11 protein-coding genes, 20 tRNA genes and 2 rRNA genes are annotated in these 20254 nt (G+C 41.7%); 2 read left to right on the forward strand and 31 right to left on the reverse strand.

All coding sequences use genetic code 11. The features are described from left to right. Positions 1-14 precede the first annotated feature (14 nt). The 4 genes from menB to JNUCC25_RS24550 are packed head-to-tail and all read right to left on the reverse strand — an operon-like array spanning position 15 to position 4825. Complete coding sequence (gene menB, locus JNUCC25_RS24535) at positions 15-833, reverse strand: 1,4-dihydroxy-2-naphthoyl-CoA synthase (RefSeq protein WP_013059564.1); 819 nt, start codon at positions 831-833, stop codon at positions 15-17. Between the two features lie 16 nt (positions 834-849). Further along, entirely contained in the window at positions 850-1659 is an 810-nt protein-coding gene (gene menH / locus JNUCC25_RS24540; RefSeq protein WP_218812670.1) for a 2-succinyl-6-hydroxy-2,4-cyclohexadiene-1-carboxylate synthase, read from the reverse strand. 3 nt (positions 1660-1662) lie between these two features. Beyond that, positions 1663-3417: a 2-succinyl-5-enolpyruvyl-6-hydroxy-3-cyclohexene-1-carboxylic-acid synthase gene (gene menD, locus JNUCC25_RS24545; RefSeq protein ID WP_029319905.1), complete on the reverse strand. Its 1755-nt coding sequence runs from the start codon at positions 3415-3417 to the stop codon at positions 1663-1665. Next, positions 3404-4825 carry an isochorismate synthase gene (locus JNUCC25_RS24550; protein WP_454222567.1) on the reverse strand — a complete coding sequence of 474 codons (1422 nt, stop codon included), beginning with the start codon at positions 4823-4825 and terminating at the stop codon, positions 3404-3406. Before JNUCC25_RS24550 ends, menD begins: the two co-directional genes overlap by 14 nt. Before the next feature lie 351 nt (positions 4826-5176). Between JNUCC25_RS24550 and JNUCC25_RS24555 the strand changes: the two genes are divergently transcribed. After that, positions 5177-5929, forward strand: a complete 753-nt coding sequence (locus JNUCC25_RS24555; protein WP_013059568.1) for a TraR/DksA C4-type zinc finger protein — start codon at positions 5177-5179, stop codon at positions 5927-5929. Positions 5930-6023: 94 nt separating this feature from the next. Then, positions 6024-6821 carry a TIGR00266 family protein gene (locus JNUCC25_RS24560; RefSeq protein WP_013059569.1) on the forward strand — a complete coding sequence of 266 codons (798 nt, stop codon included), beginning with the start codon at positions 6024-6026 and terminating at the stop codon, positions 6819-6821. Between the two features lie 38 nt (positions 6822-6859). Here the strand turns inward: JNUCC25_RS24560 and JNUCC25_RS24565 are convergent, their stop codons facing one another. The 27 genes from JNUCC25_RS24565 to JNUCC25_RS24695 all read right to left on the reverse strand — a co-directional run bounded on the left by JNUCC25_RS24565 (position 6860) and on the right by JNUCC25_RS24695 (position 20103). Next, on the reverse strand, positions 6860-9271 hold the full coding sequence (locus JNUCC25_RS24565; protein WP_064472177.1) for a glycogen/starch/alpha-glucan phosphorylase: 2412 nt from the start codon (positions 9269-9271) through the stop codon (positions 6860-6862). 13 nt (positions 9272-9284) lie between these two features. Next, the gene (gene glgA / locus JNUCC25_RS24570) at positions 9285-10715 is read right to left on the reverse strand and encodes a glycogen synthase GlgA (protein WP_454222570.1); all 1431 of its coding nucleotides are present in this window, start codon (positions 10713-10715) and stop codon (positions 9285-9287) included. Then, a complete protein-coding gene (locus JNUCC25_RS24575) occupies positions 10712-11737 on the reverse strand; it encodes a glucose-1-phosphate adenylyltransferase family protein (RefSeq protein ID WP_064472178.1) in 1026 nt (341 codons plus the stop codon). Before JNUCC25_RS24575 ends, glgA begins: the two co-directional genes overlap by 4 nt. A gap of 22 nt (positions 11738-11759) precedes the next feature. Further along, a complete protein-coding gene (locus tag JNUCC25_RS24580) occupies positions 11760-12911 on the reverse strand; it encodes a glucose-1-phosphate adenylyltransferase (protein WP_025601713.1) in 1152 nt (383 codons plus the stop codon). After that, positions 12862-14823 (reverse strand): 1,4-alpha-glucan branching protein GlgB, encoded by a 1962-nt coding sequence (gene glgB, locus JNUCC25_RS24585; RefSeq protein WP_035438693.1) that lies wholly within the window; start codon positions 14821-14823, stop codon positions 12862-12864. The genes JNUCC25_RS24580 and glgB overlap by 50 nt, the downstream gene beginning before the upstream one ends. A gap of 293 nt (positions 14824-15116) precedes the next feature. Further along, a tRNA-Glu gene (locus tag JNUCC25_RS24590) sits at positions 15117-15188 on the reverse strand. A 20-nt stretch (positions 15189-15208) separates the two neighbouring features. Beyond that, positions 15209-15299, reverse strand: a tRNA-Ser gene (locus tag JNUCC25_RS24595). Positions 15300-15302: 3 nt separating this feature from the next. Beyond that, positions 15303-15377, reverse strand: a tRNA-Asn gene (locus JNUCC25_RS24600). A gap of 3 nt (positions 15378-15380) precedes the next feature. Next, positions 15381-15457, reverse strand: a tRNA-Ile gene (locus JNUCC25_RS24605). 6 nt (positions 15458-15463) lie between these two features. Then, positions 15464-15537, reverse strand: a tRNA-Gly gene (locus JNUCC25_RS24610). Between the two features lie 11 nt (positions 15538-15548). Next, positions 15549-15624 (reverse strand) — tRNA-His (locus JNUCC25_RS24615). A 10-nt stretch (positions 15625-15634) separates the two neighbouring features. Beyond that, a tRNA-Phe gene (locus tag JNUCC25_RS24620) sits at positions 15635-15710 on the reverse strand. A gap of 8 nt (positions 15711-15718) precedes the next feature. Then, positions 15719-15794 (reverse strand) — tRNA-Asp (locus tag JNUCC25_RS24625). Between the two features lie 4 nt (positions 15795-15798). Next, positions 15799-15875: transfer RNA gene (locus tag JNUCC25_RS24630), tRNA-Met, on the reverse strand. A gap of 25 nt (positions 15876-15900) precedes the next feature. Next, positions 15901-15993 (reverse strand) — tRNA-Ser (locus JNUCC25_RS24635). A gap of 27 nt (positions 15994-16020) precedes the next feature. Then, positions 16021-16097, reverse strand: a tRNA-Met gene (locus JNUCC25_RS24640). 30 nt (positions 16098-16127) lie between these two features. Next, positions 16128-16203, reverse strand: a tRNA-Ala gene (locus JNUCC25_RS24645). Between the two features lie 5 nt (positions 16204-16208). Further along, a tRNA-Pro gene (locus JNUCC25_RS24650) sits at positions 16209-16285 on the reverse strand. 4 nt (positions 16286-16289) lie between these two features. After that, a tRNA-Arg gene (locus JNUCC25_RS24655) sits at positions 16290-16366 on the reverse strand. Positions 16367-16375: 9 nt separating this feature from the next. Then, positions 16376-16464 (reverse strand) — tRNA-Leu (locus tag JNUCC25_RS24660). 14 nt (positions 16465-16478) lie between these two features. Beyond that, positions 16479-16553 (reverse strand) — tRNA-Gly (locus JNUCC25_RS24665). Between the two features lie 23 nt (positions 16554-16576). Beyond that, positions 16577-16658, reverse strand: a tRNA-Leu gene (locus JNUCC25_RS24670). Between the two features lie 13 nt (positions 16659-16671). Further along, positions 16672-16747 (reverse strand) — tRNA-Lys (locus JNUCC25_RS24675). 8 nt (positions 16748-16755) lie between these two features. Next, positions 16756-16831 (reverse strand) — tRNA-Thr (locus JNUCC25_RS24680). A gap of 26 nt (positions 16832-16857) precedes the next feature. Further along, a tRNA-Val gene (locus JNUCC25_RS24685) sits at positions 16858-16933 on the reverse strand. Positions 16934-16942: 9 nt separating this feature from the next. Further along, positions 16943-17058 (reverse strand): 5S ribosomal RNA (gene rrf / locus JNUCC25_RS24690). Positions 17059-17167: 109 nt separating this feature from the next. Then, positions 17168-20103, reverse strand: a 23S ribosomal RNA gene (locus tag JNUCC25_RS24695). Positions 20104-20254: the final 151 nt, after the last annotated feature.

Below are 20254 nucleotides of genomic sequence, written 5' to 3' on the forward strand. Positions count from 1 at the left end.
GCTGTTTCAGCTGTTTAAGGGAAACGTGGGAACTGTTGGAAGTCTGGATTGCGTTTTTCCTTAAATGCATCGCGACCTTCTTTTGCCTCATCGGTTGTGTAATAAAGAAGCGTTGCGTCACCCGCAAATTGCTGGATACCAGCTAAGCCATCCGTATCAGCATTAAATGCTGCTTTTAAGAAACGAAGAGCGGTTGGACTTTTTTCTAACATCTCTTCACACCATTGAATTGTTTCAGCTTCAAGCTGTTCTAATGGAACGACCGTGTTTACTAATCCCATGTCTAGTGCTTCTTGAGCGTTGTACTGACGGCATAAGAACCAGATCTCACGCGCTTTCTTATGACCTACGATGCGAGCTAAGTAACCAGAGCCATATCCTGCATCGAAGCTTCCAACTTTAGGACCTGTTTGTCCAAAGACTGCGTTATCCGCTGCAATTGTTAAGTCACATACAACGTGAAGAACGTGGCCTCCACCAATTGCATAGCCTGATACCATCGCAACAACCGGCTTTGGAATTACACGAATTAAGCGCTGTAAATCTAGAACGTTTAGACGTGGAATTTCATCTTCTCCTACATAGCCGCCGTGGCCGCGAACTTTTTGGTCTCCGCCTGAGCAAAATGCTTTATCTCCAGCACCTGCTAATACAATTACTCCAATACTTGCATCGTCACGAGCATAAGCAAATGCATCGATCAATTCCATTACTGTTTTTGGACGGAATGCATTGTGCACTTCCGGACGGTTAATCGTAATTTTAGCGATTCCGTTATATGTTTCGTATAAAATGTCTTCATACTGACGTGCTGATGTCCATTCAACTGTCATCTTTATTTCCTCCTAATTATGTAGTAGCTAAGAACTCACTTACTATTCTACCAAAAATCTCGGGTTGTTCCACGTGAATTGCATGGCCTGTCCCTAAAATAATTCTAGAAGTAGCATTTGGTATTAATGTTTGCATTTCTTTGGAAATTAAACAAAACTTTTGATCTACTTCTCCTGTAATAAGCAAAACCGGCATCAACAGATTGTCCAGCTTCTCCCAAAGTGACGGCTGGACTCCTGTTCCCATTCCTTTCAAACTGTTGGAAAGGCCGGTTTCTGTATGCGAAAGTCTTTCTTTACGCACCGCTTCTTGAACATGGCTAGGCAATTGCTTTTGAGAACTAAAAAGAGGGATTTCCTTCCAAAAGTTTACAAATTCTTCAATACCATTTTTCATAATGCGGCTCGCCAGCTGTTCATCTTTTTCTTTTCTTAGCTTTTGTTCTTCTCGCGTTTTTAAACCAGGCGATGCGCTTTCTAATACCAACTTTTTCACAAGGTGTGGATATCGCTGAGCAAATGAAAGAGCAAGCCTTCCTCCCATCGAATATCCAATTACATTCACCTGTGATAGAGATAGCTGTTGAAGAAGCTCATGCAGTGCTTCAACAACTGCTTCCATTGAATATGGTTTGATTTCTTTCGGAGCTGCTGATTGGCCATGACCAATAATATCAACAGCAATCACCTGATAGTCTTTAACGAATTTCTTCATAAAGGTACGCCAAGTTTGAGAAGAACCGGTAAAGCCGTGAAGCAGAAGCAGCGGCTCTCCTTTTCCCTCGGTGTGCACATAGTAAGATACACCATTTAATTGATACATCATTGCTTATTCCTCACCGTTTGACAAATTTATTTCCCCGGAAACAAGTTTCCACAAACTGCGATGAGTCTCTACATTTTCTGTACGAGTTGTACGAATCTCTACAACATGCAACCCGCCTTTTACGAAAGCATGGTTCATTGCATGTCGAAATTCTTCCCAGCTGCTTGCTGAAGAAAATGTGCCATCATACAAACGCGTGGCATGCTCAAAATTTAATCCAGTTGGCGTACCAAATAAAAATTCAAAGTGCTTTTCTTGTTTTGACTGCGGTAAAAATGAAAAAATTCCTCCGCCGTCATTGTTAACTAGCACAACGGTTAAATTCAAATTATGCATTTTAGCTGCCAGCAGACCATTTAAATCGTGATAAAACGATAGGTCACCAATAAATAAAACGGTGTGATCGTAAGCCGTGCTTACGCCTAGAGCAGACGAAACTACACCATCAATTCCATTTGCTCCCCGATTTACAAAGAGTGGAATATCTTTTTCCGTATTTAAGAAGAAAGAATCAATATCTCGAACAGGCATTGAATTTCCAGCAAACAAAGCCGTGCCTTCAGGTACTACATCAACAATTTCTTGAACTACTTGTCCTTCGAACCATTCCTGGCCAGAAGTTAATGTTCTCAAAGCCTGTGCAGTTTGAGCATTAATCTTTTTCCACAGCCTCAGCCATGAAGTAGACTCCTCTTGATTCGCTGAAAGACGCTTGATCAGTTCTTCACAAAATAATGTATCATCGGCTTCAATCATCACTGTTGAACGCAAAGTAGGATCTCTCCAGCCTTTACCTTGGTCAACTACAAACATTTCTGTCGGCTCGTGTGCTTTCAAAAATTGCAATAGCGGTTTCGATACCGGCATCGCGCCAAAACGAATGACAACTTCCGGGTGAAAACGCTCATCAACCTTATCACTTTTTAAAAATGTATCATATGTCTCTATTACATTTTCTTTTGAATGCTTGCCGCTTCTTAATTGTGATAACGGATCTGCAAGGACCGGAAAGCTTAAAGATTCAGCTAAACGGCATACGCTGTCTACTGCTTTTAAAGACATTTGGTCTCCGCATATAATAAGTCCTTTTGTTGTTCCCTTTAAGCGCTTCGCAATTTCTTCGAATCCTTTTTCAGATAGAGATGCTTCTCCATGAATAGCAGCCACATATGATTTACCGCGTTTCCCTTGACTCCATAAATGTTCAATAGACAAATCTGGTACAATCGGTTCACGTAAAGGTACGTTAATGTGTACAGGACCGCTCGGTATAGCTTGAGCTGTATGAACAGCCCTTGAAGCTACTGTTCGAATATAACGATTCATATCTGCACTTTCTTCTGGTAAAGCTGTATCTACAAACCACTTCGCATATTGACCGAAAAGATGATTCTGATTAATGGCCTGCGGGGCACCTATATCCCTTAACTCATGCGGCCGATCCGCTGTGATAACTACTAAAGGAATGCGTGAGTAGTGAGCTTCAATTACTGCAGGATAATAATTCGCTGCAGCTGTTCCAGATGTACATACAAGCACCACTGGTTTTTTCTTTGCTTTTGCTATTCCTAGAGCAAAAAAGCCGGCGGAACGTTCATCAATATTTAAGTGCACATGAATATCAGGGTGTTCAGCCATGAGCATCGCAATAGGCGTTGAACGTGACCCTGGACTGACCACTACTTCTTCAACATTTGCTTCTACTAATTCATCCACGAATGACGCAATATACGTTGTTAATGATTTAATGTGTTCCACGCATAATCCCTCCTAAAGCTGAAAGCATCGGGTTGAATTTAATTCTTGTTTCTTCATATTCACTTTCAGGCGTAGAATCTGCTACAATTCCACAGCCCGCAAATAAAACGGCTTCTTTCTGCTGAATAACAGCGGAGCGGATTCCTACTATAAATTCACCGTTTCCGTTGATATCCATCCACCCTAAAGGAGCTGCATACCACCCTCGGTCAAAGGATTCTAGCTGTCGAATAATAGGCAAGGCCTCCTGTTGAGGATATCCTCCTAGCGCTGGTGTTGGATGGAGCTTTTGAATAAATGAAAATAGCGTTACATCTTCCTTTATACGCCCTTTAACAGGTGTATACAAATGTTGAATATGCTTTGTTTTATATAAACTTGGCGTACTTGGAATTTCTACTTCATAACAATAAGAATTCATCGCTTCTTTAATCATATGAACAACAACATCGTGTTCAATTAAGTTCTTGGGATCTTGAAGCAATTCCTCACCTAGTTCGTGATCTTCCTGCCTTGTCTTTCCTCTTGGAATCGAACCCGCTAAACAAGTGGAAAACACATAATCTCCTTGTTTTTGCACTAGCCTTTCTGGGGAAGCGCCGATAAAATGCTGATGCTCTCCCTCTAAAATATATGTGTAGCTAGTTGGCTGTTCCTTTAACAGACGCTGAAGCACGTATTCAGTAGAAATATCTTCATTAAATTTTACTTTTAATTGACGAGCAAGAACCACTTTCTCTATAGCCTGTTGCTTAATTAAAGTAGTAGCTCTTTCAACATTTCCTTTAAATTTCTCTACCCCAATTTCCCCTGTTTCCAACAGCAAAGGTGAAATATGAGATTCCCCGTCGTACTCTTCACAAAGAACAAGCTTTTGGACCTCTTCGAAATAATTGATGTGCTTTTTAACAGAATCTTGTCCTTTAACCATCATATTAACGGTAAGGTATCCTTCTTTGTCTACCTGAGTATATAACACAGTTGGAATCATAAATTTTGAACTCGGGAAATCACTCCAATAGTTTTCTCGATACTGATTTGGGTCAAATGAAAATCCTCCAAATAAAAGAGGACCTGTCCCATCCGGGAAAATTTGGTTATTTTTATAAAAGTCTTCTTTTATAAAGCGCTTCCATTCATTTTCAATGTGGAAATAACGTTCTTTTGCCGCATTGGTGCAAATAGTATGCGCATATCCTAATCCAACAAATGTATAATAACTGTTGGGATCTTTCCAAAAAAAGCGTTCTTTATAAAACTGGTCATGTCCGTTCGCATAAAAAATAAGGGGGTCAATAGGTCTTACTTTTTTCACTAAACTGACCAATTTTGGCTGATTTTCATTTTTTGCACACTCAATCGCATCTTTAATGTATTCTTGTACTAACTGTTCGGTCGTTGCAATCACACTACGTCCCCCCGTTCATCTTTTTTCTTAAGTCTGTAACTAACTTATTATAAACTTTCAGTTCAAAAAAATCTAGCATCGCGATTCGCCAGAAAAAATTAATTTCGCTTGTCTAAATTATGCGTTTTTATTAAATGAATCAAAAATCTTTATGATCTATTTAGTACTCCTTAAACCTCGAGAACGTTATTTTTATCATACCCTTTTCTATAACCTTTAACTTTCTTTAATTTTCCACTCCTTTTCTCTCTTAGCTTCATGAATACCCCAAATACTCCTAATATGAATCGTGTTTTTTTGAATTTTTAACACATACTACAAAAGCACAATAAATTTTTAAGGGGGAGCTTCATGACACTTTCAAAACAAGAAATCAGTCAGTTAAAACAAAATTTACAGCAGCAGCAGGCTGATATTCAATCGCACTTTGACCAAAATGATCATTTTGGTCTAACTCGAAGCGACGCTCACGATGCTGTAGGAGAACTTTCAAGCTACGATAACCACCCTGGTGACACAGCCACGGAAACATACGAGCGTGAAAAAGACCTTGCACTAAATGAACATGCAAAACAAGAGCTACATGAAATAGAAGAAGCACTTCAGGCAATCGCTCACAGCACGTATGGAACATGCAAAGTATGCGGAGCAGATATCTCGTTTGAAAGACTTCAGGCTGTACCGACTACTTTATACTGTAGAGAACATAGCCCATCACAGGATATTCCAAAGCACAGACCTGTAGAAGAAAATGTTCTCCATCACCCATTTGGTCAATACGACTATGACGATACCGAAACGACAGGATATGACGCAGAAGATTCTTGGCAAGACGTTGCGCGTTACGGGACGTCTGAATCTCCTTCTGATTTTATAGAAGATACGTCTAACTATAGTGAAACCTATATTGAGGCAGATGAAGCCATCGGGTACGTTGAAGATTATGAAAACTTTGCCGCTACCGATTTATATGGACAGCCTCTTCCTATTTACCCTTCAAAAGAGCATGAGCGATACGAAAATGCACTGGATGAAGAAGGTACGATGACCATATTTGGAGATTTACCGGCCTATGAGAAAGATCCATACACTGAAAAGGAGTAGTTCTTCATACTACTCTTTTTTCTATTTTTAGTAGGAGCAATAGGAGATGATATCGAATGAATAGGAGATTAGAATTAATAATGAGGTGAAAATGATGAATGCACATGAAATTGATTATAAATTGTATGGAGATGACATGCAGTTTGTTGAAATTGAATTAGATCCTTCAGAAAGTGTTATAGCAGAAGCTGGAGGAATGATGATGATGGAAGATGATATTGAGATGGAAACCATTTTTGGTGACGGTTCTTCCTCCAACAGCAGCGGGCTTTTTAATAAACTAAAAGGAGCTGGGAAACGCGTATTAACTGGTGAAAGTTTATTTATGACGGTATATACAAATAACGGATATCACAAACGAAAAGTATCTTTCGCTTCACCATTTCCAGGTAAGATTATTCCTGTCGATTTAGAGCAGCTCGATCATAAAATCATTTGTCAAAAAAGCTCCTTTTTATGCGCTGCCAAAGGCGTATCCGTTGGCATTGATTTTCAAAAAAAACTAGGAACGGGCTTCTTTGGCGGTGAAGGTTTTATTATGCAAAAATTAGAAGGTAATGGCTTGGCATTTTTGCATGCAGGCGGCACCATTCATAAAAGACAGCTGCAGCCGGGTGAACGCCTTCGTGTGGATACTGGATGTTTAGTGGCCATGACCCGTGATGTAAACTACAACATCGAATATGTAGGGAAAATTAAAACAGCTCTGTTTGGAGGAGAAGGCATGTTTTTTGCTACTCTGTCAGGACCAGGAACAGTTTGGATTCAATCTCTTCCTTTTAGCCGACTAGCCGATCGCGTTTTATCAAGTGCAGTTTCGCCAACGGGAGGTAAAGGTGAAGGCAGTATCCTTGGTTCTTTAGGTGATTTCTTAAACGGTGACAACAGATAAAATAAAAAAGGTGTAGTCTTTGACTACACCTTTTTTATTTATTGATTTAATAAATTTTTAGTGGAGTGAATTCCCCAAATATCAGATGCATATTCCTCAATCGTTCGATCACTCGAAAAAAAGCCGGAATGTGCAATGTTCGTCGCACTCATTTGAAGCCATTTATTTTCATTTCTATAAGCTTCGTTTACTTTTTGCTGTGCCGTAACGTATGAGTCAAAGTCACGGAGCACATAGTATTCATCATTTTGCATTAATAATGAATCATATATAGGCTCGAATAAGTCATATGTGTCAGGCAGGAAGCCGTTTGTAAGCTGCTCGAGCACTTGTCGAATCCGCTTATCATGATGGTAATAATCATAGGCACGGTATCCTCCATTTTGCTGATAGCTCAACACTTCTTCGGCTTTTAATCCAAAAATAAAGACATTATCTTTTCCTACTGCCTCGCTAATTTCGACGTTCGCTCCGTCCATGGTGCCAAGAGTTAACGCTCCGTTCATCATGAATTTCATATTTCCCGTTCCCGAAGCTTCTTTGCTGGCGGTTGAAATCTGTTCACTGACATCCGCTGCAGGAAAGATATACTCAGCAAGTGACACTCGATAGTTTTCTAAAAAAACGACTTTTAAGAACGGTGATGTTTGTGGATCATGATTGACAACATCAGCTACAGAATTAATTAGCTTGATGACTTTTTTTGCATAATAATAGCCGGGAGAAGCTTTTGCACCAAAAATAAATGTACGAGGAACGATTTGAAAATTAGGGTCTTCTTTTAATCGATTGTACAAATACATAATGTGCAGCACATTTAAAAGCTGTCTTTTATAAGCATGAAGCCTTTTAACCTGTACATCAAAAATAGAATTAGAATCTATTTTAATTCCCGTTTGCTCTTGAATAATATCCGCAAGCAGCTTTTTACGCTGTTGTTTTACTGTTTTTAGTCCTTGTAAAAAGCTTGGATCTTTCACATACTCTTGGAGCTTTATAAGAGAATGCGGCTGTTTAATCCATTTATCTCCTATCACCTCGGTAATAAGGGAGGAAAGCTGCGGGTTAGCTTTTAACAACCAGCGCCGGTGGGTAATTCCATTCGTTTTATTGTTAAATTTATCAGGATAAAACTGATAAAAATCTTTCATTTCTCGTTCTTTTAAAATATCAGTATGAATCTTTGCCACGCCGTTTACTTTATAACTTCCCACAATTGCTAAATGAGCCATCTTTACTAACCCGTGCGCTAAAATAGCCATATTTTCAATTCGCCGCCAGTCACCTGGATATGATTCCCATAATTCTTTACAAAAACGCTCATTAATTTCTTCAATAATCATATACACGCGTGGAAGCAAGGGTTGAAATAAATCAATCGGCCATTTCTCAAGGGCTTCAGAAAGAGTCGTATGATTTGTGTATGATATGGTATTGGACGTAATGTGCCATGCATCTTCCCATTCCATTTTTTCTTCATCCAGTAAAATTCTCATTAGCTCAGGAATCGCAAGTACAGGATGCGTATCGTTAATATGAATGGCTACTTTTTCGTGAAAGTTTGTAAGTGTTTGATAGGTATTTCGATGTGCTCTGATAATACTTTGTAAGCTAGCTGACACAAGAAAATATTGCTGTTTCAATCTTAATATTTTACCATCTTCATGTGTATCATCCGGATATAAAAATTCTGATACAGCCTCTGTTTGACGCTTATACTCCATCACATCTTTATGTACTGGAAATGATGAAGGCTCCGCATTCCAAAGGCGAAGTGTATTCACTGTATCTGTTTTATACCCGATAACCGGGATGTCATAAGGAACAGCAGAGACGGGTTCTCCTTTTACATGACGAAAAGAGAATTTTCCGTCTTCCTGTACCATTTCAACTTCGCCCCAAAAGTTCACTTCTATGGCTTGATCTAATTTGCGTACTTCCCATGAATTCCCATGCCTTAACCACTGTTCTGGGAGCTCAATTTGAAAGCCGTTTACAATCTTTTGATCAAACAAACCGTGTTTATAGCGAATTCCATAACCGTGGCCTGGAAGATTAAGTGAAGCAAGAGAATCTAAAAAACAAGCAGCAAGCCTGCCTAATCCACCGTTCCCTAATCCTGCGTCTACTTCTATTTCCTCAATATTTTCAAGTGAAATATTCAGATCACTTAATCCTTCTTTTACAACTTCCCGAATTCCTAAGTTCAACAGATTTTGACCCAATAGTCTGCCTAATAAAAATTCGATAGAAAGATAATACACTTGCTTTGTATGTGAAGACCTATGAATTTCATTGGTTGAAATCCAATCGCTGCTAATATACTCTCGCACCATATTGCCTAATGTATGATAGTGATCTTGAACAGTAGATTCTTTAAAGCTCTTTCCATATGTCATTTCCAGCTTTTTTAAAAAAGCCTCTTGAAAGCTTTTTTTATCAGAGAACAATCTGCTCACCCTTTCACGATGGAGTAGATGTCAAATTTGAATACAATTGATTATATTTAAATGCCGATTGTCCCCAGCTATAATCCTGACCCATAGCATCCATCATTAATTTTTTCCATACATCTTTCTGGTGATAAAATGAAACAGCTCTTTCTAACGTATGAAGCATGTCGTGAGCATTATAATTCTTAAAAGAGAAGCCATTTCCCTCTCCCCTATATTCATTATAAGCTTTGACCGTGTCATTCAGGCCGCCCGTTTCACGCACGACTGGAATGGTTCCATATTTTAAGGCTATTAATTGTCCGAGTCCGCAAGGCTCAAAACGGGAAGGCATTAAAAATAAATCCGTACCGGCATAAACTTTATGAGCAAGTTCCTCATTAAAACCAATAATGGCTTTTACTTGTTGGGGGTACGTATCTTCCATCTCACGGAAAAACTGCTCAAACTCGTGTTCTCCAGTTCCTAAAATAACAATTTGGGCTCCTAAGTTAACCGTCTCATGGAAAACGTGCTTAACTAAATCCAGCCCCTTCTGCTGAGTTAACCTTGTAACCATCGAAATAATTGGAACATCCTTATTTTCTTCTAATTCAAGATAGCGCTGGAGCTCTTTTTTATTTTTATATTTTCCTTCAATCTCTTCTACCGAATAAGGATAAGATATAAGCTGATCTGCGTCTGGGCTATAAGCTTCTTCATCGATTCCATTTACAATCCCAATTAAATCTTGATTTCGCTGACGCAATAATCCATCTAAACTTTCTCCGTAATATGGCATTTGAATTTCATCTCGATATGTAGGACTTACCGTGGTAATTTTATCAGCTGATACAAGCGCAGCTTTCATAAAATTAATATTCCCATAAAACTCGAGCTGGCTTGTAGTAAAATAATAATCATTTAAATTTAATAACTCATATAAATTGCTCTTAGGGAAAATTCCTTGGAATTGCAAGTTATGAATCGTAAAGACCGTCTGAATATGATCATACATATCATAATTAGCACGAAGTAAAAATGGAATCATAGCCGTATGCCAGTCGTGACAATGAATAATATCAGGCTCATTCTCTAAAAATGGGATAGCTTCAAGCACGGCTCTGCTGAAAAAAGCAAATCGTTCAGCGTCATCGTAGTGCCCATATAAGCTATCTCTTTTAAAATAATATTCATTATCAATGAAAATATATTTAACGCCATCCATCGTTAACGATTCAATTCCGCAGTACTGTCTTCTCCACCCAACCTGCACATGAATAACTTTTTCAAGCACCATTTCATCTTGATAATGTTGAGGAATCGTTCCGTACTTTGGCATGACTACACATACGTTCGTTCCTAACTTTTTTAATTCTTTAGGCAGGGCACCAGCTACGTCTGCTAATCCTCCTGTTTTAATAAAAGGTACACATTCTGATACAGCAAATAATACATTCACGACTTCATCAACGCTCCTTGAGTTGTTCCTTTAGCAATGACTCTAGGTAGACCTGACTCACCTAGCAACGTTTCATTACTTCCTATTTTCACATCTTTGTCTAAAACAACATTTTCTAATACACTATTTTCTAAAATAACGCCTTTTTGCATCACAATGCTATTCTTAACGACCGTACCTTTTCCAATTTTAACACCTCGGAAGATAATACTATTTTCCACATGCCCTTCAATCACGCACCCGTTTGCGATCATTGAGTTTTTCACAACCGCTTTTTTTGCGTAACGAGTAGGCGGTTCATCTTTTACTTTAGTGAAAACAGGACGTTCGTTGATAAATAGCTGCTTCCAAACATCTGGAGATAAAATTTCCATACTTGTTTTATAGTAGGCATCTAAGCTAGAAATCTCAGCCGTATATCCATGGTGCTCATACTTTTCTACACGATGAGATTGTGCCATATATCGAACCATTTCTTTAATCGTATAAAAATCATGGGATTCATTTTGCAAAATATTAACTAGAATAGATTTATTAATAATATACATATTAAGCGATTTATCACCCTGCTTCATTTCAGTAATATCTGCATTTGAAGCAATATGACGTTGCAGCACGTGCTCAAAGTCAACTGTACATATCGTATAACTATTCGCAATTAATACGTATTCCTGCTTACTTCTTAAGAAATAATCAATATGATAACGGAACTGCGTGAATAGTGATGGACTTTCTAAGTGTAAATCACTTGTCATAGGAGGGAAGATAAACAATCCATCTCGCTTCCGATCCAAATCCCACTCTTTTCCTGAACCTATATGATCCATCAATGCGCGATAGCGATCACGAGGAAAAATGGCAACGCTCGAAATTCCAGAGTTCACCATATTAGAAAGCGCAAAATCGATTAATCGATAGCGTCCTGCAAAAGGAATGGCAGCAATCGATCTATAAAAGGTTAAAGGCTGCAGCGCTGTTGTGTTTGTACAAGCATCAATAATACCAAGCATTTGATTATTCAATGTCGTTCATCCTCTCTGTTCGTTAAATGCATTTAGCAACTGATTCAATCAATTCTTGAGTAACAAGAATTACTTCTTCGCTTCCTTTGGTCGGTCGAATAATAGTACCGTCTGGAACTTCAATGTCCGATGGAACAATTGCGTTTTCAATATATACGTTAGAACCTATCTTTGCAGTAGGCATGACAACCGTTTTCTTGATCTCAGAACCTGAGCCGATTTGTACACCTGGAAATAACACGGACTGCTCTACGTTTCCTTCAACAACGCACCCTTCATTTACTAATGACTCCACCACGCAGGCGTTTGGCGCGATATATTGAGGAGGCTGATTAGGGTTAACAGAGTATACTTTCCATGAAGAGTCAAATAAATTAAGCTCGTCTTTATCACATAACAAATCCATATTCGCTTCCCACAAGCTTTTTACAGTTCCTACATCTTTCCAATAACCTTGGAATGGGTATGCAATTAGCTTTTTCTTTTCATCTAGTAAAAGCGGAATAACATCTTTACCAAAATCATGGCTTGAATATGGATTGCGTGCATCCATTTCTAAATATTCTTTTAAAATACTCCATTTAAAAATATAAATCCCCATGGAAGCTAGATTGTTTTTAGGACGCTGAGGCTTTTCATCGAACTCCATTACGTCTAGGTCACTATTTGTATTTAAAATACCAAAACGGCTCGCTTCCTCCCAAGGTACTTCAACAACAGAAATCGTTACGTCTGCTTCTTTGTTTATATGATAATCAAGCATATTTTCATAGTTCATTTTATAAATGTGATCACCTGATAGAATCAGTACGTACTCAGGATCATATTGTGTTAAATAGTTTAAATTTTCATAAATAGCACTAGCCGTCCCTTTATACCACTTTACTCCATCTGACTCCGCGTATGGAGGCAATACCGTGACGCCACCATTCCGTCGGTCCAAATCCCAAGCGCTTCCAATTCCAATGTATGAATTGAGAACTAGCGGTTGGTATTGTGTTAACACACCTACTGTTTCAATACCTGAATTTGTACAATTACTTAAAGCAAAATCAATAATTCGATACTTACCACCAAATGGTACAGCTGGCTTTGCTAGATTTTTTGTAAGTGAACTTAGCCGACTACCTTTTCCTCCTGCCAATAACATCGCTACGCATTTCTTTTTTAACATGTTGTTTTCTCTCCCCTCGTTTTCTCTTTGCTCGTAGTATACTAATGCCAAACGGCGGAATATTCATTTCAATGCAAAAAGGTTGGCCGTGAAACGATTCACCCACTGATTTTAATGCCTTTTTATTTACAATGCCTGAACCGCCGTACACTTCGTCATCACTGTTAATAACTTCAATGTACTCTGTCTCAACTGGAACTCCAACTTTGTAAGAATGATATGGATGCTCAGAAAAATTGCTAACAACTATAAAAATCTCCTGATTTTCTTTCGACTTACGAATAAAAGAGAAAATTTGTTGATGATGGTTGTTAACATCAATCCATTCAAATCCATCTGGATTATGGTCTAATTCATATAAAGGCTTGCTTCTCTTATAAATCTTGATGAGATCTTTCATATATCCGTTAAGATTGCGATGCATGTCAAAGTCATAAAGCATCCAATCCAACTCCTCTAAATCTTTCCACTCATCAAATTGCCCAAACTCTCCGCCCATAAATAAAAGCTTTTTCCCAGGGTGTGCAAAGAAATATCCATATAGCAGTCGAAGCTGTGCAAACTTGCGCCAGTAATCACCTGGCATTTTATTAAGTAATGATTTTTTCCCATGTACGACTTCATCATGAGAAAGCGGCAAAATAAAGTTTTCGTTAAACGCATACATTAGTGAAAAGGTCATTTTATCGTGAAGATAGGGACGTCTTTCCACGCCAGCTTCCATGTATGTTAAAACGTCATTCATCCATCCCATGTTCCACTTATAATTAAAGCCTAAACCGCCCTCATACGTAGGTGCTGTAACAAGCGGCCAGTCCGTTGAATCTTCTGCCATCATTAATATCGTTTCATCAGATTCAAAAACAGCTTCGTTCAACTTTTTCAAGAAGCTGACAGCTCCATCATTCACTGCTTTTCCAGAAGAATTTTGCCAATAAAGCATATTAGCTACAGCATCTACTCGAAATCCATCTATATGGAAGTACTCCAACCAAAACAAAGCGTTCGAAATCAGAAAACTTTGTACTTCAGGCTTTCCTAAATCGAAATTAGCTGTTCCCCAAACGTAGTTTTCACGATCGGGTTCTTGTTTGTATTCATAAGTAGGTTCTCCATCGAACATATACAGACCATGTTCATCCTTACAAAAATGCCCGGGTACCCAGTCTAAAAGAACCCCTATATTGTTTTGATGACACTCATCTATAAAGTTCATCAACTCTTTAGGTGTACCGTATCGACTGGTAGCAGAATAGTATCCAATTCCTTGATATCCCCAGGATCGGTCGAGCGGATGCTCAATGACTGGTAATAACTCAATATGTGTAAAACCTTGTTCAGCAATATAAGGAATAAGCTCCTGTGCTAATTCACTGTATGTATAAAGGCTGCCATCTTCATGAGTCCTCCAAGACCCTGCATGCAGCTCGTAAATACACAGTGGTCTTTCATATATATTTTGCTGTTTTTTCTTTCTACGCCAATATTGGTCGTTCCATTTGTAGCCATCCAATGAGTAAACAATAGACGCAGTGTTTGGACGCACTTCACTGAAGAAAGCGTATGGATCTGCTTTTAATTTTTTTTGATTGCTTTGTGTGATGATTTCATATTTATAAATAGTCCCTTGTTCTAATTCAGGGATAAATGTCATCCAAATACCTTCTTCATTAACTTTAACCATTGAATGTTGAAAACCGTTCCATTTATTAAAATCACCTACAACGCTTACACCCTTTGCATGAGGTGCCCACACGCAAAATCGTACGCCTTCAATTCCTTCTACCGTTACCTGATGCGCACCGAAAATAGAGTAACTGCGAAATAAGTTTCCTTCGTGATACAAATGAACATCAAATTCAGTAGGCTGAACCGCTAGATTCACTTTTGCCACCCCTTTAACTTCAAACATAATATACGCACATAATATACGCTTCTTACCACTCATTCCCTTTTACAGTAAAAACATAAACCTTTTCTACAAATATAATAGAATAAATGTTCTTTTAAATTACTCTTTATCCCATACTCTTCATACTTTATTACTTTATGAATAATTCCATATGATATAGGGAAAATCCTGCTTAAAACTTACTTTTTATTCTGAAAATTCATGGTAATTATTCCTAACTATTATTTCTGTTTACTTAATCTTTAAAAAAGCGCAAATAAAAAAGGTTTGCATGTATGCAAACCTTTTTGAGATGACCCGTACGGGATTCGAACCCGTGTTACCGCCGTGAAAGGGCGGTGTCTTAACCGCTTGACCAACGGGCCATATTTAAATTTAAAACGACTGGCGGAGAAGGAGGGATTTGAACCCTCGCGCCGCTTACACGACCTACACCCTTAGCAGGGGCGCCTCTTCAGCCACTTGAGTACTTCTCCATATGGCTCCACAGGTAGGACTCGAACCTACGACCGATCGGTTAACAGCCGATAGCTCTACCACTGAGCTACTGTGGAATATGGTGGGCCTAAGTGGACTCGAACCACCGACCTCACGCTTATCAGGCGTGCGCTCTAACCAGCTGAGCTATAGGCCCTTCATTTGGAGCGGGTGATGAGAATCGAACTCACGACATCAGCTTGGAAGGCTGAGGTTTTACCACTAAACTACACCCGCGTTACTTAAGATGGGGCGACTGATGGGAATCGAACCCACGAATGCCGGAACCACAATCCGGTGCGTTAACCACTTCGCCACAATCGCCGTCTTAAAATGGTGGCTCGGGACGGAATCGAACCGCCGACACAAGGATTTTCAGTCCTTTGCTCTACCAACTGAGCTACCGAGCCAAACAAAATGGCGGTCCCGACGGGAATCGAACCCGCGATCTCCTGCGTGACAGGCAGGCATGTTAACCGCTACACCACGGGACCACTTTGGTTGCGGGGACAGGATTTGAACCTGCGACCTTCGGGTTATGAGCCCGACGAGCTACCGAACTGCTCCACCCCGCGATGATATGAATATGATATAAATAAATGGCGGAGGAAGAGGGATTCGAACCCCCGCGGGCTTTAACACCCCTGTCGGTTTTCAAGACCGATCCCTTCAGCCGGACTTGGGTATTCCTCCGTATATTTATAACAAATGTAACTTATATGGTAGCGGCGGAGGGAGTCGAACCCACGACCTCACGGGTATGAACCGTACGCTCTAGCCAGCTGAGCTACACCGCCATATTATTCGTTACAATTATTCAGTTTAATTGGTGGAGCCTAGCGGGATCGAACCGCTGACCTCCTGCGTGCAAGGCAGGCGCTCTCCCAGCTGAGCTAAGGCCCCTTAAATGGTCGGGAAGACAGGATTCGAACCTGCGACCCCTTGGTCCCAAACCAAGTGCTCTACCAAGCTGAGCTACTTCCCGTTTATGGCGCGCCCGAGAGGAGTCGAACCCCTAACCTTTTGATCCGTAGTCAAACGCTCTATCCAATTGAGCTACGGGCGCTTATTAAAATGGTGCCGAGGGCCGGACTTGAACCGGCACGGTAGTCACCTACCGCAGGATTTTAAGTCCTGTGTGTCTGCCAATTCCACCACCCCGGCAGGACTTATATATGTGGAGCGGAAGACGAGGTTCGAACTCGCGACCCCCACCTTGGCAAGGTGGTGTTCTACCACTGAACTACTTCCGCGCATATATGAAATTAATGAAAGATGCGGGTGAAGGGACTTGAACCCCCACGTCGTAAGACACTAGATCCTAAGTCTAGCGCGTCTGCCAATTCCGCCACACCCGCGTGTGAATATAAATGGTGAGCCATGAAGGACTCGAACCTTCGACCCTCTGATTAAAAGTCAGATGCTCTACCAACTGAGCTAATGGCTCGAAAAAAATGGTGCCGGCAAGAGGACTTGAACCCCCAACCTACTGATTACAAGTCAGTTGCTCTACCAATTGAGCTACACCGGCGTGCAATCTCTGACTTAAATAGTCGATGGTGGAGGATGACGGGATCGAACCGCCGACCCCCTGCTTGTAAGGCAGGTGCTCTCCCAGCTGAGCTAATCCTCCGATATATAAGCCTGGCAACGTCCTACTCTCACAGGGACAAAGTCCCAACTACCATTGGCGCTAAAGAGCTTAACTTCCGTGTTCGGTATGGGAACGGGTGTGACCTCTTCGCTATCGCCACCAGACATATTATATTATACACTATTTTATAAAGAAAGCAATACTTTTTTTCGAAAGATTTATTCTTTCAAAACTAGATAACAGCTTGCTGAGTAAAGCTTACGCTTTTAAAGTTTGGTTAAGTCCTCGATCGATTAGTATCAGTCAGCTACACATGTCGCCACGCTTCCACCTCTGACCTATCAACCTGATCATCTTTCAGGGATCTTACTAGCTTGCGCTATGGGAAATCTCATCTTGAGGGGGGCTTCATGCTTAGATGCTTTCAGCACTTATCCCGTCCACACATAGCTACCCAGCGATGCCTTTGGCAAGACAACTGGTACACCAGCGGTGTGTCCATCCCGGTCCTCTCGTACTAAGGACAGCTCCTCTCAAATTTCCTACGCCCACGACGGATAGGGACCGAACTGTCTCACGACGTTCTGAACCCAGCTCGCGTACCGCTTTAATGGGCGAACAGCCCAACCCTTGGGACCGACTACAGCCCCAGGATGCGATGAGCCGACATCGAGGTGCCAAACCTCCCCGTCGATGTGGACTCTTGGGGGAGATAAGCCTGTTATCCCCGGGGTAGCTTTTATCCGTTGAGCGATGGCCCTTCCATGCGGAACCACCGGATCACTAAGCCCGACTTTCGTCCCTGCTCGACTTGTAGGTCTCGCAGTCAAGCTCCCTTGTGCCTTTACACTCTACGAATGATTTCCAACCATTCTGAGGGAACCTTTGGGCGCCTCCGTTACATTTTAGGAGGCGACCGCCCCAGTCAAACTGCCCACCTGACACTGTCTCCCGGCCCGATCAGGGCCGCGGGTTAGAATTTCAATACAGCCAGGGTAGTATCCCACCGACGCCTCCACCGAAGCTAGCGCTCCGGCTTCTCAGGCTCCTACCTATCCTGTACAAGCTGTACCAAAATTCAATATCAGGCTACAGTAAAGCTCCACGGGGTCTTTCCGTCCTGTCGCGGGTAACCTGCATCTTCACAGGTACTATAATTTCACCGAGTCTCTCGTTGAGACAGTGCCCAGATCGTTACGCCTTTCGTGCGGGTCGGAACTTACCCGACAAGGAATTTCGCTACCTTAGGACCGTTATAGTTACGGCCGCCGTTTACTGGGGCTTCGATTCAGAGCTTCTCCCAAAGGATAACCCCTCCTCTTAACCTTCCAGCACCGGGCAGGCGTCAGCCCCTATACTTCGCCTTGCGGCTTCGCAGAGACCTGTGTTTTTGCTAAACAGTCGCCTGGGCCTATTCACTGCGGCTCTCTCGGGCTATACACCCTACCAGAGCACCCCTTCTCCCGAAGTTACGGGGTCATTTTGCCGAGTTCCTTAACGAGAGTTCTCTCGATCACCTTAGGATTCTCTCCTCGCCTACCTGTGTCGGTTTGCGGTACGGGCACCTCCCGCCTCGCTAGAGGCTTTTCTTGGCAGTGTGGAATCAGGAACTTCGGTACTGTAATTCCCTCGTCATCACAGCTCAGCCTTCATGATGAGCGGATTTGCCTACTCATCAGCCTAACTGCTTGAACGCGCATATCCAGCAGCGCGCTTACCCTATCCTACTGCGTCCCCCCATTACTCAAACGGCGGGGAGGTGGTACAGGAATATCAACCTGTTGGCCATCGCCTACGCTTTTCAGCCTCGGCTTAGGTCCCGACTAACCCTGAGCGGACGAGCCTTCCTCAGGAAACCTTAGGCATTCGGTGGACAAGATTCTCACTTGTCTTTCGCTACTCATACCGGCATTCTCACTTCTAAGCGCTCCACCAGTCCTTACGGTCTGACTTCGCTGCACTTAGAACGCTCTCCTACCACTGACATCAAAGATGTCAATCCACAGCTTCGGTGATACGTTTAGCCCCGGTACATTTTCGGCGCAGAGTCACTCGACCAGTGAGCTATTACGCACTCTTTAAATGGTGGCTGCTTCTAAGCCAACATCCTGGTTGTCTAAGCAACTCCACATCCTTTTCCACTTAACGTATACTTGGGGACCTTAGCTGGTGGTCTGGGCTGTTTCCCTTTTGACTACGGATCTTATCACTCGCAGTCTGACTCCCATGGATAAGTCTTTGGCATTCGGAGTTTGACTGAATTCGGTAACCCGTTGGGGGCCCCTAGTCCAATCAGTGCTCTACCTCCAAGACTCTCACAACATGAGGCTAGCCCTAAAGCTATTTCGGAGAGAACCAGCTATCTCCAGGTTCGATTGGAATTTCTCCGCTACCCACACCTCATCCCCGCACTTTTCAACGTGCGTGGGTTCGGGCCTCCATTCAGTGTTACCTGAACTTCACCCTGGACATGGGTAGATCACCTGGTTTCGGGTCTACAACCACATACTAAACGCCCTATTCAGACTCGCTTTCGCTACGGCTCCGCCTTATCAGCTTAACCTTGCATGGGATCGTAACTCGCCGGTTCATTCTACAAAAGGCACGCCATCACCCGTTAACGGGCTCTGACTACTTGTAGGCACACGGTTTCAGGATCTCTTTCACTCCCCTTCCGGGGTGCTTTTCACCTTTCCCTCACGGTACTGGTTCACTATCGGTCACTAGGTAGTATTTAGCCTTGGGAGATGGTCCTCCCAGCTTCCGACGGAATTTCACGTGTTCCGCCGTACTCAGGATCCACTCAAGAGGGAACGAAGTTTCAACTACAGGGTTGTTACCTTCTTCGACGGACCTTTCCAGGTCGCTTCATTTACTTCGTTCCTTTGTAACTCCGTATAGAGTGTCCTACAACCCCAAGAGGCAAGCCTCTTGGTTTGGGCTAATTCCGTTTCGCTCGCCGCTACTCAGGAAATCGCATTTGCTTTCTCTTCCTCCGGGTACTTAGATGTTTCAGTTCCCCGGGTCTGCCTTCAATATCCTATGTATTCAGATAAAGATACTGTTCCATTACGAACAGTGGGTTTCCCCATTCGGAAATCTCCGGATCAAAGCTCACTTACAGCTCCCCGAAGCATATCGGTGTTAGTCCCGTCCTTCATCGGCTCCTAGTGCCAAGGCATTCACCGTGCGCCCTTTCTAACTTAACCATTAGCGAATAAATGGTACAACATATTGTTGTGTTATTTATTGGTTTGATTAAAGAAAAGTTTCACTTTTCCTCAGCAATTACTGTTATCTAGTTTTCAAAGAACAATCGCAACCAAAATTCTTCTTATCTAATAAGAAGAAAGTAGTGTG

It is taken from the genome of Priestia sp. JNUCC 25, assembly GCF_053667915.1.